15 protein-coding genes, 1 tRNA gene and 1 riboswitch are annotated in these 12135 nt (G+C 44.0%); of the genes, 6 read left to right on the top strand and 10 right to left on the bottom strand.

Annotated elements, in window-relative coordinates:
- The first annotated feature begins 9 nt into the window (after positions 1-9).
- Positions 10-633: a hypothetical protein gene (locus tag HC660_RS04985; protein ID WP_168747268.1), complete on the top strand. Its 624-nt coding sequence runs from the start codon at positions 10-12 to the stop codon at positions 631-633.
- 90 nt (positions 634-723) lie between these two features.
- On the opposite strand, the gene HC660_RS04980 is transcribed toward HC660_RS04985, so the two are convergent.
- Positions 724-797, bottom strand: a tRNA-Gly gene (locus tag HC660_RS04980).
- A gap of 193 nt (positions 798-990) precedes the next feature.
- Between HC660_RS04980 and HC660_RS04975 the strand changes: the two genes are divergently transcribed.
- Together HC660_RS04975 and HC660_RS04970 are read left to right on the top strand one after the other, a co-directional pair.
- Positions 991-1191, top strand: a complete 201-nt coding sequence (locus HC660_RS04975; RefSeq protein ID WP_168749409.1) for a helix-turn-helix transcriptional regulator — start codon at positions 991-993, stop codon at positions 1189-1191.
- 1 nt (position 1192) lies between these two features.
- Positions 1193-1666 (top strand): hypothetical protein, encoded by a 474-nt coding sequence (locus HC660_RS04970; RefSeq protein ID WP_168747267.1) that lies wholly within the window; start codon positions 1193-1195, stop codon positions 1664-1666.
- Between the two features lie 17 nt (positions 1667-1683).
- Here the strand turns inward: HC660_RS04970 and rpsN are convergent, their stop codons facing one another.
- The 6 genes from rpsN to HC660_RS04940 all read right to left on the bottom strand — a co-directional run bounded on the left by rpsN (position 1684) and on the right by HC660_RS04940 (position 6451).
- Positions 1684-1953, bottom strand: coding sequence for a 30S ribosomal protein S14 (gene rpsN, locus HC660_RS04965; RefSeq protein WP_168747266.1), 270 nt, complete (start codon positions 1951-1953; stop codon positions 1684-1686).
- A 107-nt stretch (positions 1954-2060) separates the two neighbouring features.
- Entirely contained in the window at positions 2061-2591 is a 531-nt protein-coding gene (locus tag HC660_RS04960; protein WP_168749407.1) for a YgaN family protein, read from the bottom strand.
- A gap of 90 nt (positions 2592-2681) precedes the next feature.
- Complete coding sequence (gene ssuD / locus HC660_RS04955; protein WP_010333487.1) at positions 2682-3818, bottom strand: FMNH2-dependent alkanesulfonate monooxygenase; 1137 nt, start codon at positions 3816-3818, stop codon at positions 2682-2684.
- A gap of 19 nt (positions 3819-3837) precedes the next feature.
- A complete protein-coding gene (locus tag HC660_RS04950) occupies positions 3838-4671 on the bottom strand; it encodes an ABC transporter permease (RefSeq protein WP_168749405.1) in 834 nt (277 codons plus the stop codon).
- Complete coding sequence (locus HC660_RS04945) at positions 4665-5666, bottom strand: aliphatic sulfonate ABC transporter substrate-binding protein (RefSeq protein WP_168747265.1); 1002 nt, start codon at positions 5664-5666, stop codon at positions 4665-4667. Before HC660_RS04945 ends, HC660_RS04950 begins: the two co-directional genes overlap by 7 nt.
- Positions 5667-5683: 17 nt before the next feature.
- Positions 5684-6451 carry an ABC transporter ATP-binding protein gene (locus HC660_RS04940; protein WP_168747264.1) on the bottom strand — a complete coding sequence of 256 codons (768 nt, stop codon included), beginning with the start codon at positions 6449-6451 and terminating at the stop codon, positions 5684-5686.
- A 398-nt stretch (positions 6452-6849) separates the two neighbouring features.
- Here HC660_RS04940 and katA point away from each other — a divergent pair, with 398 nt between their 5' ends.
- Complete coding sequence (katA, locus tag HC660_RS04935; RefSeq protein ID WP_010333483.1) at positions 6850-8301, top strand: catalase KatA; 1452 nt, start codon at positions 6850-6852, stop codon at positions 8299-8301.
- A gap of 38 nt (positions 8302-8339) precedes the next feature.
- Here the strand turns inward: katA and HC660_RS04930 are convergent, their stop codons facing one another.
- The 3 genes from HC660_RS04930 to HC660_RS04920 all read right to left on the bottom strand — a co-directional run bounded on the left by HC660_RS04930 (position 8340) and on the right by HC660_RS04920 (position 11441).
- On the bottom strand, positions 8340-8525 hold the full coding sequence (locus tag HC660_RS04930; RefSeq protein ID WP_168747263.1) for an FbpB family small basic protein: 186 nt from the start codon (positions 8523-8525) through the stop codon (positions 8340-8342).
- Positions 8526-8667: 142 nt separating this feature from the next.
- Positions 8668-10440 (bottom strand): phosphomethylpyrimidine synthase ThiC, encoded by a 1773-nt coding sequence (gene thiC / locus HC660_RS04925; RefSeq protein ID WP_168747262.1) that lies wholly within the window; start codon positions 10438-10440, stop codon positions 8668-8670.
- 132 nt (positions 10441-10572) lie between these two features.
- Positions 10573-10680, bottom strand: a riboswitch (TPP riboswitch).
- Between the two features lie 68 nt (positions 10681-10748).
- Complete coding sequence (locus HC660_RS04920) at positions 10749-11441, bottom strand: Type 1 glutamine amidotransferase-like domain-containing protein (RefSeq protein WP_168747261.1); 693 nt, start codon at positions 11439-11441, stop codon at positions 10749-10751.
- 101 nt (positions 11442-11542) lie between these two features.
- Here HC660_RS04920 and HC660_RS04915 point away from each other — a divergent pair, with 101 nt between their 5' ends.
- Positions 11543-11767 (top strand): spore coat protein, encoded by a 225-nt coding sequence (locus HC660_RS04915; RefSeq protein WP_168747260.1) that lies wholly within the window; start codon positions 11543-11545, stop codon positions 11765-11767.
- Positions 11764-12123, top strand: a complete 360-nt coding sequence (locus HC660_RS04910; protein WP_211090770.1) for a spore coat protein — start codon at positions 11764-11766, stop codon at positions 12121-12123. The genes HC660_RS04915 and HC660_RS04910 overlap by 4 nt, the downstream gene beginning before the upstream one ends.
- Positions 12124-12135 lie beyond the last annotated feature (12 nt).

The raw sequence follows: 12135 nt of genomic DNA, 5'->3' as shown, positions 1-12135 counted from the left end.
TGAATACATGTGAATATCAAACTTGATCCTGTTATTACTGAACGTGCGGCAGGAATAAATGCAGCCGCTGTGATATATGAAAATATTGAAGTCGGCTCCTCTCCGCAAATGCTGAAAGGCAGACTTCGTTTATTTCAAGAGTCTCTGTTTTTTGACTATGCGGACGGCGGAATATCGGACCAGCCTTTCGTCAAAGAATGGCAGACAATCTTTAAGCAGCTGGACCCTTCATTCGAGGGAGAAAAAACGCCGATGGAGCAAATGCTGATCCCGATATCCAAAGAACAATTCATGGAAAGCGAGGATTCAGCCCATGATACCATACATTTTTTCGCGTTAAAATATTCTCTCCCCATTATGATCTATGATGCCGGCAAGCTTCAGGAGCCAGTCCGGATTTCAATAGGAGAAAAAAATAACATACTGATTTATTCTGATGAAAACGGTGTATTTGGCGACTTCAAAACCAACGTCAATCAAAAACCCGTGACAGCAGATACAAAAAGCATGCTGCAAATCATCTTTTTCCCGCCATCGATTGAAAAAGAAAACGCCGTTAACCTTTTAACATCATTAACGAAAATGTTTGAACAAATTCACGGCGGCGGCCATACAGTACATTGGCTTACGTAAAAGAACACGAGATTCGTGTTCTTTTTTACATAAAAAAACGCAATACTTCGTTTATCTGAGAAACGAAACACTGCGTTAATAACGTATGTATGGAGCGGGTGATGAGAATCGAACTCACGACATCAGCTTGGAAGGCTGAGGTTTTACCACTAAACTACACCCGCATTTGTGATTGTCGGTGTCAGCACCGCTTTGACTTTTATTATGTTACACGTTTATTAAATTTTCGTCAAGGGAATATAAAAAATTTGTCGAAAAAAATTTTTATTTTTGCAATGTTGTTAAGTTACATTTACATAATGTTAAATAAACTATACAATGGAAGAAAGTGAGAATGTGAAGGTGGCATACGTCATGATGAAAAATAAAGTGAAAGAGCTCAGAGCGCGCTTCAGCTATTCTCAGGAAAAACTCGGAGAAACGGTCGGCGTTACGAGACAAACGGTAGCAGCAATTGAAAAAGGAGACTATGTTCCCTCACTGTTATTAGCATTAAAAATCTGCAAAGCCTTCTCCATGCAAATGGAGGATGTCTTTTGGCTAGAGGAGGAAGACTAATATGGGCATGAAAACAAAAGCAGCATTTCACCTCGTTTTGTTCGGCCTTGCATGCTGGACACTGGTTGCATACTTTAAAGCTTCAGAAGGCATTGGAGCCTTTTTCAGCACAAGGAACGGCCAGATGATGTTTGAAATAAACATCACCCCGTTTATTCTTTTTATTGCGGCAGCTGCGGTTTATATGTATTTACAAAAGAAAAGCGGTCCTGCGTCAAAAAATCTCCTGCTGCCAGATGAATTTGAGGAACAGGATGAAAGAGAGCAGATGATGACGGCAAAAGCCTGCCGTGCGTCATATATCGCCGTCTACTTTTCACTGCCTGCTGCCGCTGTCCTGCTCATTTTTTATCCGCTGTTTCAATCACACATTCCCTTTTTCCCTATTATTGTCGTGTTTATCGTCATGATCATCCAGCACCTATCCTACGTCATTTCCTTCAAGAAAAATGAAAAAAACTCCGGCGCGATGTAATCGTCCGGAGTTTTTTCTTACCAGCTTGCTTTTTTCACACCGGGAATGTGGCCTTTATGCGCCAGCTCCCTAAAAGCAATTCTGGACATTTTAAATTTTCTCATATATCCTCTCGGGCGGCCCGTTACCATACAGCGGTTATGGAGTCTTCCAGGTGCTGAATCTCTCGGCAGCTGACTGAGAGCTTCGTAATCTCCTTTTGCCTTTAACTCCTGTCTAATAGCTGCATATTGTTCAACAAGCTTCTGGCGTTTCAATTCTTTTGCCACTTTTGATTTCTTAGCCAAGAAAAAACCTCCTTTAAATCGTAATAATTACGATTTAAAATGTATCATGTTGTATTCTAAAATGCAAGCACATCGCTCGGTAAAACAGACGGTCTAAGCCGTCCATTCTATTTATGCAATTCAACATAATAAAGCAGAGCATCTTTATGTTTGATCAGTTCATTTTTGTTTTCAGAGGTTTTCATTGTACCGTTAGAATCTTTTATACTGCTGCCGATCAATACAGGTTTTCCGAAAGAAATCGGCTCCGCTGATGATATATTCTGAGTCATTTCCTGTGTACTGCTGACGTCACGCTGAAACGATGAAGCAGCCGTGCTGCTCCCTTGTTCATCAACAATGCCAAAGTCAACGGTACTCATTTTTTTCTTCTCTTCCTCATTCTCAAAATAAACAAATTGTAATGTATCGGGATTTTCTTCTGTGTAATCAGCAGTTATCGGACCTATCGTTTCAACAAGCTTTCCGTTTTGATAATGTTCAATGTACATGTCAGCCTCAGAAATGCTTTCGTTGATATTAGTCACTTCCGCAGCGAAGGAATGTGGAGCCGCAATCTTCATTCTGTTTTTTTCTATATCTGAAACATCTGCCTCTTTGATTTCCATGTGCTTCGTATTTCCGCATGCAGACAGCATAATCATCAGAGAAAAGGCACTAATAAGTATTCTCATAAAAACAGCCTCCTTTTTTGATTATCATACCATGCTCGGAGGCTGTGTTTTCACTTAAACTGATGCTTGATTCTCTTTGACAAAATAAGTGTTTCCGACGGCTTCTCCTCTTTTTTTCTGAAGCTTCCTTGTCCGCTCATTTTCGAACGGCAAAAGCGGAAAGACGAGCTCTGCAAAATAGTACGCTTCCTCTAAATGAGGGTAGCCAGAAAAAATAAATGATTCAATGCCAAGGGCCTGGTACTCCGCTATACGGTCGGCAATGGTCTGCGGATCTCCGACAAGAGCAGTGCCTGCCCCTCCTCTGACCAGGCCGATACCCGCCCACAGATTCGGGCTGATTTCAAGCTTTGTCCGATCGCCTCGATGAAGCTCCGCCATCCGCCTTTGACCCGAAGAATCAGCACGGCGCAAAGCGTCCTGTGCTTTGGCAATCGTGTCATCATCCAAATGGCTGATTAAACGCTCAGCCGCTTCCCACGCCTCATGTTCTGTTTCACGTGCGATCACATGCAGCCTGATGCCGAACCGCACAGTTCTTCCCTCTTTTTCCGCTTGCTTTTTGACTCTCTCAATCTTTTCTTTTACCTGCTCAGGAGGCTCACCCCACGTTAAATACACATCTGTATGCTTTGCCGCGACTTCAATTCCAGCCTGTGAGGATCCGCCGAAATAGATAGGCGGGTGCGGTGTTTGCCGCGGTGGGAATAGCAAATTGCTGTTTTCCACTTTTATATGTTTTCCTTCAAAGGTAACCGTTTCTCCGCGCAAAAGCCCCCGCCAAACAGTTAAAAATTCGTCCGTTGCTTCATAGCGCTCATCATGACTGATAAACAGTCCGTCCCCGGCTAGCTCGTACGGATCGCCCCCTGCCACAACATTAATCAAGAGCCGTCCATCTGAAATGTGATCTAAGGTAGAGGTCATTCTGGCTGCAAGAGAAGGCTGCATTAACCCGGGCCGTACCGCGACTAAAAACTTTAAGTCTTTTGTTTCTCCCGCTAACGCCGAGGCGGTGAGCCAAGGGTCCTCGCACGATCTTCCCGTCGGCAGTAGGACTCCTGTATACCCTAGCCTGTCAGCGGCCTGCGCCACTTGTTTAAAGTATTCATGATCCGCCGTCCGTCCATCGCTTTCCGACCCTAAATACCTTGCGTCTCCATGCGTCGGAATAAACCAAAGAATGTCCATATCAATCTCTCCTTTTCGTCTATTTTCCCTCGTAACTGTTTCTCCACTTTAACAGCTTTCGTTCAAGCAGCCTGACAAAAGAATCCGTCAGCTTACCAACCACCGCAAAAATGATAATCCCGGCAAACACTTTATTCGTTTGTGAAAATTGTCTGGCATCCATGATCATGTAACCGACCCCTGAGCTTGAACCCATCAGCTCCGCTACAACAAGCCCAAGCCATGCAATACCTAGCGATAAACGAATGCCGAGCAATATATTGGGCAGGGATGCCGGCACAATCACTTTTGTCATCTGCTTGTGCCATTTAAATTCAAGCACCCGGGCAACTTCGAACAGCTTAGCGTCAACTCCGCGAATGCCGTTAAATGTATTGATATACACAGGGAAGAAAGCGCCGAGCGCAATCAGCAAAATTTTAGATATTTCATCAAAACCGAACCATAAAATAAACAGCGGCGTGACAGCCAAATGCGGAACGGTTCTGAGCATTTGCAATGATGGGTCAAGATACAATTCCGTCCGTTTAGAGAATCCGGCCAAAATACCAATCAAAAGTCCAAGCCCCGCACCAAGTACAAAACCAAGCGCTGCGCGGTATATACTGATTTGCAGATGACCAAAGAGCTCGCCTGTCAAAATGAGTTCTTTAAACGTCAGCAAGATCGCAACAGGAGTAGGGAGCACTGTCGCCGACACGATGCCAAGACTGCCGATCACCTGCCAGATGGCTATGAGCACAGCAGGCAGCAGAAGCCCCTTTGCCCACCCGTATTTGATTCTATGGGGCTTTCTTTGTATCGCTTCAGCATTTGCTTTCGGCAGTGAACCTGCAGCCTCTGCTTTCATGATGGATCACCTCCAGAGACGTTTTCCTTTAACGCTTTTTTGATAAATGAATTATCAACAACTTCTCTCACATCAATTTTCTTATCTATCGCTTTTGTTTTAAATTGAAAATCCGCTGTCTCCTGCTGCGCTTTTATAATGTCTTCACGAATAACCTCATTCAGAGGCTCCGTATTTTTCAGCACATTTTCTACGACCTTTTTATCGAGATCTTTTATTTTTGCATACAAGTCAGCCGCTTCATCCGGATGTTCCTTTTGCCATACAACCGCCTGGTTAAAAACCTTCAGAAAACGGACCACTTCGTCTGGATGTTCCTTAGAGAATGTTGTTCTCACTAATGTAAACCCTGGTGAATATAAATCGGTGCTTTCACCATTCACAAGAAGTTTTGCTCCGTGTTTGATTGTTTCTAAGGATAGGTACGGCTCCCAGATGGACCAAGCGTCAACCGAACCGTTTTCAAACGCAGAAGCCGCTTCATCAGGTTGCAGCTGAATAATCGTCACGTCATCAGCTGACAAACCTGATTGATCAAGCGCTTTATACAAAAAGTCAAAGCCGCTGCTGCCTTTCGCTACAGCAATTTTCTTTCCTTTTAAATCTTTGACCTCCTTAATCCCGCTGTCTGGATTCACAAGTATGCCGTTCGCCTTTAATCCATCCTGAGACAAGCCGATTTCTTTAAAATCAATGCCTGCCGCTTGCCCAGCGATCACTGGTGAATTGCCGACTTGAGAAAAGTCAAGTTTATCTGCTGCAAGCCCTTCAAATTGTGGCGGCCCGCTTTGAAACTCCACCCATTTCACCTTGATGCCTTCTTTTTCAAAAGCCTCTTCAAACCAGCCTTTTTCCTTGGCAATTAAAAGCGGGCTTAAGCTTTGCTGTATTCCGATCCGAATTTCTTTCAATGGTTTTTTGTCACCGCTGGCTCCATTTGCTCCGCACCCTGCCAGCAGAAAAAAAATAGATGCCAATACAATGATTCCTTTTTTCATATCTGCTTCAGCCCTTTCTATATCCCTGATCCTTCTGCATACTCAACGTCTTCTGTTTTTTCGAATTCCGACAGCACCTTCTGTCTGATCGCTTGGAAATCAGTCGTCGTCCTGTTTCGGGGATAAGCCAGATGAATTGGCATCAGCTTGTGAATTTTTCCCGGTTTGGCTTTTAGGATCGCAATCTCATTCCCTAAATAAACAGCTTCATCTATATCATGAGTGACGAGTATCATCGTTGTTTTTTTCCTCCGCCATATATCCAGCAGCACGTCTTGAAGGTGTTTTCGAGTAAACGCGTCTAACGCACCGAACGGTTCATCCAAAAGCAGCACCTCCGGCTCCCGCAGAAGAGCTCGTGCGATGGCCACTCTTTGAGACATACCGCCCGACAGCTCACGCGGATATGCTTTCTCTGATCCTTTTAATCTGACAATCTCGATCAGTTCATCTACCTTTTGTTTGACTTTTGGATCTTTCAAATTCAAATCGGCGGCAATATTCTGCTCAACCGTCAGCCAAGGAAAGAGACGGTGTTCCTGAAAAATAAATCCTTGCTGAATACCTGGTGCAGTCACATGCCGTCCGTTAATTTCGATACGCCCGCTAAAATCAGAATCAAGTCCTGCAATTATCTTTAAAAGTGTGCTTTTTCCGCATCCGCTCGGTCCGATGAGCGTTAAAAACTCACCCGGTGCAATTGATAATTGAATATTCTCCAAGACCGCAGTTTTGCGGCCTTCTTGAGCAAATGCTTTTTCCTTGATACTGATGGTCACAGCCACTTTTATCCCTCTCCTTCTGCCAACCCCGCCTTCTAAAAAAACAAAAAGGCCCCCATCTCTGTTTTTTGTAGAGATGAGAGCCTTCGGCGGTCCGATCAGCTGCCCAATTGTTTTTTGTTTGAATATCATGTTAATTCAAATTATTCCGATATGTCAACTCTTTTTTATCCAATATTTTTTGTATTAATGTTTATCACTTACTTTTCATATTCGCAAATAGCGCTTTTTTCTTTGAAGCCTATATCATCTCTATTTAGCTGTTCTGCCAAGGGTTTTCTGCTTTATTTAATAGTTTTTATCGCATTATACAAATGATTATTTTATAATGATTATAAAATAATATTGACTTTTTACTTAGAGATGATATTATGTTCTTATAAATTCCAAGAGGTGATGACATGAGTTCAAATAAACTGACAACTAGCTGGGGCGCTCCAGTTGGAGATAATCAAAATTCAATGACTGCCGGTTCTCGCGGACCAACTTTAATCCAAGATGTACACTTACTCGAAAAATTGGCCCATTTCAACAGAGAGCGTGTTCCTGAGCGTGTCGTTCACGCTAAAGGTGCAGGTGCACACGGTTATTTTGAAGTGACAAACGATGTAACAAAATATACAAAAGCTGCTTTCTTATCAGAAGTCGGCAAACGCACACCTTTGTTCATCCGTTTCTCAACAGTTGCCGGTGAACTTGGCTCTGCTGACACCGTTCGCGACCCGCGCGGATTTGCTGTTAAGTTTTATACGGAAGAAGGAAACTATGACATCGTCGGTAACAATACGCCGGTATTCTTCATCCGCGATGCGATTAAGTTCCCTGATTTTATCCATACACAAAAAAGAGATCCAAAAACACACTTGAAAAATCCTACAGCTGTATGGGATTTCTGGTCACTTTCACCGGAATCTTTACACCAAGTGACGATCCTGATGTCTGACCGCGGAATTCCTGCTACACTTCGCCACATGCACGGTTTTGGAAGCCATACATTCAAATGGACAAATGCCGAAGGCGAAGGCGTATGGATCAAGTACCACTTTAAAACAGAACAAGGCGTGAAGAACCTTGATGTGAAGACAGCAGCAAAAATTGCCGGTGAAAACCCGGATTATCATACAGAAGATCTGTTCAATGCAATCGAAAACGGCGATTTCCCTGCATGGAAATTATATGTGCAAATCATGCCTTTAGAAGATGCAAATACGTATCGCTTCGATCCGTTTGATGTCACAAAAGTATGGTCCCAAAAAGACTATCCGCTCATTGAAGTCGGCCGCATGGTTCTTGACAGAAATCCGGAAAACTACTTTGCTGAAGTAGAACAAGCAACATTCTCACCTGGAACACTGGTCCCCGGTATTGATGTATCACCGGATAAAATGCTTCAAGGGCGTCTGTTTGCGTATCATGATGCGCATCGCTACCGTGTCGGAGCAAACCACCAAGCCCTGCCGATCAATCGCGCACGCAACGAAGTAAGAAACTATCAGCGTGACGGACAAATGCGCTTTGACAATAACGGTGGCGGCTCAGTCTACTACGAGCCAAACAGCTTCGGCGGACCGACTGAGTCACCTGAGGATAAACAAGCGGCTTATCCAGTACAAGGAATGGCTGACAGCGTAAGCTACGATCACAATGATCACTACACACAAGCCGGTGATCTCTACCGTTTAATGAGCGAAGAGGAACGCACCCGCCTTGTAGAAAATATCGTAAATGCAATGAAACCGGTAGAAAAAGAAGAAATTAAACTCCGCCAAATCGAGCACTTTTATAAAGCTGATCCTGAATACGGAAAACGTGTGGCAGAAGGCTTAGGTTTGCCGATTAAAAAAGAAGTTTAATCGCATAGAAAAAACCCGCTGTTTATTCAGCGGGTTTTTTACATAGATTCACGGACTGCCGTATGCTTCTCGTCAATCTTCATATAAATTTTCTCCATTAACTCTTCATTATTCATTATCTCCCGCTTGTTCTGTTCAATAAGAAGCGCCAGCGGCAGCATCTGATTGCCATATGTTTTTCGTTTTCTGAAGTGTCTTCTCCCTTTCTCTTTTTTGGTTCCCATCATTTCTCCCTCCTTTAAAAATAAAAAGGCCCTTATCTCAAAAGATAAGAGCCTTCGGTGATCCGATCAGCAAATGGTGGAAATGTATATTAGCTATATTAAAACGTATTCAATTTGGCCTGTCAATCGCTTTTGTATACTGTTACTTATAAAGTTTGCTGCCTTGTTTTACAAATTCCTCAGCTTTTTCTTTCATACCCTCTTGAATGGCATCCCACTCATTGAGCTCTTTGTCTTTGGCATAATCACGGATATCCTGAGAAATTCTCATGCTGCAAAATTTCGGCCCGCACATCGAACAGAAATGAGCCGTTTTCGCCCCTTCGGCAGGCAGTGTCTCATCATGATATTCAAGTGCTCTTTCCGGATCAAGCGACAGGTTAAATTGGTCGCGCCAGCGGAATTCAAAGCGGGCTTTTGATAAAGCGTCATCTCGTATTTGCGCTCCCGGATGCCCTTTTGCAAGATCAGCCGCATGCGCCGCAATTTTGTATGTAATAACCCCTTCCCGCACATCTTCACGGTTTGGCAGCCCTAGATGCTCCTTCGGCGTCACATAACAAAGCATGGCCGTTCCATACCAGCCGATCATCGCCGCTCCGATCGCTGATGTAATGTGGTCATAGCCCGGTGCAATATCCGTCGTCAGCGGCCCTAGCGTGTAAAAAGGCGCTTCTTTACAGATTTCCATTTGTTTATCGACGTTCTCCTTAATTTTATGCATCGGCACATGACCAGGCCCCTCAATCATCACCTGAACATCATGCTTCCAGGCAATTTGCGTGAGTTCTCCGAGCGTCTCTAATTCAGCAAACTGCGCTTCGTCATTTGCATCGGCAATTGACCCTGGGCGAAGCCCGTCTCCAAGAGAAAAGGCAATATCATACGTTTTCATAATTTCACAGATTTCTTCAAAATGAGTATATAGAAAGCTTTCCTGATGATGAGCCAGACACCACTGTGCCATAATCGCTCCTCCGCGTGACACAATTCCCGTTGTCCGTTTGGCGGTTAGCGGTACATATCGCAGCAAAACACCCGCATGAATCGTGAAATAATCCACACCCTGTTCAGCCTGCTCAATCAGCGTGTCACGGTAGATTTCCCACGTTAAATCCTCCGCTACACCGTTTACTTTTTCAAGCGCCTGATAGATCGGCACGGTGCCAACCGGAACCGGGCAATTTCTGATAATCCATTCACGCGTCGTATGAATGTCTTTCCCCGTGGAAAGATCCATCATCGTATCTGCTCCCCAGCGAATCGCCCACGTCATTTTTTCCACTTCTTCTTCAATCGAAGACGTAACCGCTGAATTTCCGATATTCGCGTTAATTTTCACATGAAAATTCCGGCCGATAATCATTGGTTCACTTTCTGGATGATTAATATTTGCTGGAATAATCGCCCTGCCGCTGGCTACCTCATCTCTCACAAATTCGGGAGACACATGCTCACGAATTGCGATAAACTCCATCTCAGGTGTAATGATTCCTTTTTTGGCATAATGCATTTGAGTGACATTTTGGCCCGCTTTCGCCCGCAGCGGTTTCCGCTTTAACCCGGGATAGCTTACATTAGGGTTAGCCTTTTTATAGCCGTTGTCTTCTGGCTTCACAGCACGTCCATCGTATTCCTCAACATCGCCGCGCCCAGTGATCCACCTGTGGCGGAGCGGTTTTAAACCTTCTTGAATATTAATCTTCACATCGGGGTCCGTATACGGTCCGCTTGTATCATAGACACGAACCGGTGCGTTTTCCTCTTCGCCAAATGATCCTGTCGTCGGACTAAGTTCAATTTCTCTCATCGGCACTTGAATATCCGGCGATGCACCCTCTACATATACTTTTTTACTCCCCGAAAAACTCGACATAATGGAAATGTTGGCTTGCTGCACTGAATGATTTTGCATTACTTATCCTTCCCCTCTCTTTGTTTGAAAGGACAAAATCAAGCCCATAACCAGCACAAAAAACCGGATTCAGTTGAATGAACCCGGTTACAGTCAGAAAGAAACATATTATTGCAGTATACGGCAACAATAAAAACAATTCCTCTACTTCCCCACGCTGGTACGAACCAGATCAGGTCCAAAGGGTTAAGAAGCATATCTTCTCTCTCAGCCCGCCAGCGGGCACCCCTAGTAACTATTAATTTCCCACTCATCTTATCATAAAAACAAACTGAAAAAAAGAGGAATGTATAAAATATTCAGCATATTCAAGACAAATATGTAATTGGCAATGCTGTTTCAGAGACACCATTTTCATGAAGCAACACCTCATACGCATTTGCATGAAATCTTGAACTTACAGCCTGAAAAAACTGATCATCAATAAAGTGAAGAGCTGCTCCATCATCCGCCGCATAACCGTTGCTCAACGCTTTCTCTAATATCAGGCGATGATATGAAGGTCTCCGATCCTTCTCCCCATCATAATGAGGACAAAAACTGCCTTGCAAAAAACCTAAGCTTTTCAAGCCGGTCAGCTGTCCGGCAGAATCCGTCACTCCTTCTTCAAACCAGCAGATCGCACCGGCACTTAGTCCCGCCAAAATAGTGCCGTTCTCCCAAGCTTCTCTTAATATATGATCCAGTCCCCACTCCTTCCACAGCACCAGTAAATTTCTTGTATTACCTCCGCCGACATAAATCACATCTTTCTCCAAGATAAAGGAGGCTAAATCTGTTGTCGGCGGCTTAAACAAAGACAAATGAGACGGGTCACAATCAAGCTGTTGAAAAGCATGATAAAACCGCTGGACATAATTCTCTGCATCCCCGCTTGCCGTTGGCAGAAAACAAATGCGAGGTGAGGGCTGCTTTGACTGATTAATGATAAATTGATCAAGAACCAGATGATCTGGTTCCATTGAAAAACCACCGCCGCCCATCGCAATAATTTGTTTCATCATCCGACTCTCCCAAGAAAATATTTTATCCATTATAGCACTTTCGCATAAAAGCATGAGACAAGGCAAAAATACCTTTGAACCAGGAGGTGACCGAAAAAATGGAACAAGACCGTTTGGCAAACCACGAAACAGTTGATTTACACGAAATCCTCAACTTCAAAACCGTATGTTTACTTAAATCAAAAATGATGCAGGGGCTGGTGTTCGATCAGGAACTGAGAGCCCTTATGGAGAAGGATGTACAGCAGTCTGTACGGGACGTAACTGAACTTCAGAGCAACTATCAAAAGGCTCCGACAATAACAGGAGGTGACGATCATTGAACGATTTCTTAGACCCGAAAAACGCAAAAGGCATGCCTGACCTTGCTGATTCGGCACTCGCCCTTGATTTCTTAATTTCCGTAAAAACCGGTATCAAAAATTATGCTGTCGCCATCACGGAAACCGCAAGCCCAGAACTCAGAACAGCATTGCGCAATCAATTGGACGCCGCCATTTACCTGCACGGCGAACTATCACAGCTCATGATGGAAAAAGGCTGGCTTTTCCCTTCTGACTTGGACAAACAATTTCAAATCGATATGAAATCAGCACAAACAGCCATTGATATCGCCGGGCTAAAACTTTTCCCTGATAACACGAATCGTCTCGGAACATTCGCAACACCCGATCACTAAATAATAAGGAGA

The organism is Bacillus mojavensis (assembly GCF_012648005.1).
Taxonomy (GTDB): domain Bacteria; phylum Bacillota; class Bacilli; order Bacillales; family Bacillaceae; genus Bacillus; species Bacillus mojavensis.
This window is presented reverse-complemented; position numbering and strand designations above follow the sequence as displayed.

What these genes read in the sequence shown, in the direction of transcription:
- katA (WP_010333483.1), top strand. Translation starts at nt 6,850, where the DNA reads ATGAGTTCAAATAAACTGACAACTAGCTGGGGCGCTCCAGTTGGAGAT.
- HC660_RS04915 (WP_168747260.1), top strand. Translation starts at nt 11,543, where the DNA reads ATGGAACAAGACCGTTTGGCAAACCACGAAACAGTTGATTTACACGAA.
- HC660_RS04945 (WP_168747265.1), bottom strand. Translation starts at nt 5,666, where the DNA reads ATGAAAAAAGGAATCATTGTATTGGCATCTATTTTTTTTCTGCTGGCA.
- HC660_RS04960 (WP_168749407.1), bottom strand. Translation starts at nt 2,591, where the DNA reads ATGCTGTCTGCATGCGGAAATACGAAGCACATGGAAATCAAAGAGGCA.
- HC660_RS04920 (WP_168747261.1), bottom strand. Translation starts at nt 11,441, where the DNA reads ATGAAACAAATTATTGCGATGGGCGGCGGTGGTTTTTCAATGGAACCA.
- thiC (WP_168747262.1), bottom strand. Translation starts at nt 10,440, where the DNA reads ATGCAAAATCATTCAGTGCAGCAAGCCAACATTTCCATTATGTCGAGT.
- HC660_RS04975 (WP_168749409.1), top strand. Translation starts at nt 991, where the DNA reads ATGAAAAATAAAGTGAAAGAGCTCAGAGCGCGCTTCAGCTATTCTCAG.
- ssuD (WP_010333487.1), bottom strand. Translation starts at nt 3,818, where the DNA reads ATGGACATTCTTTGGTTTATTCCGACGCATGGAGACGCAAGGTATTTA.
- HC660_RS04970 (WP_168747267.1), top strand. Translation starts at nt 1,193, where the DNA reads ATGGGCATGAAAACAAAAGCAGCATTTCACCTCGTTTTGTTCGGCCTT.
- HC660_RS04930 (WP_168747263.1), bottom strand. Translation starts at nt 8,525, where the DNA reads ATGGGAACCAAAAAAGAGAAAGGGAGAAGACACTTCAGAAAACGAAAA.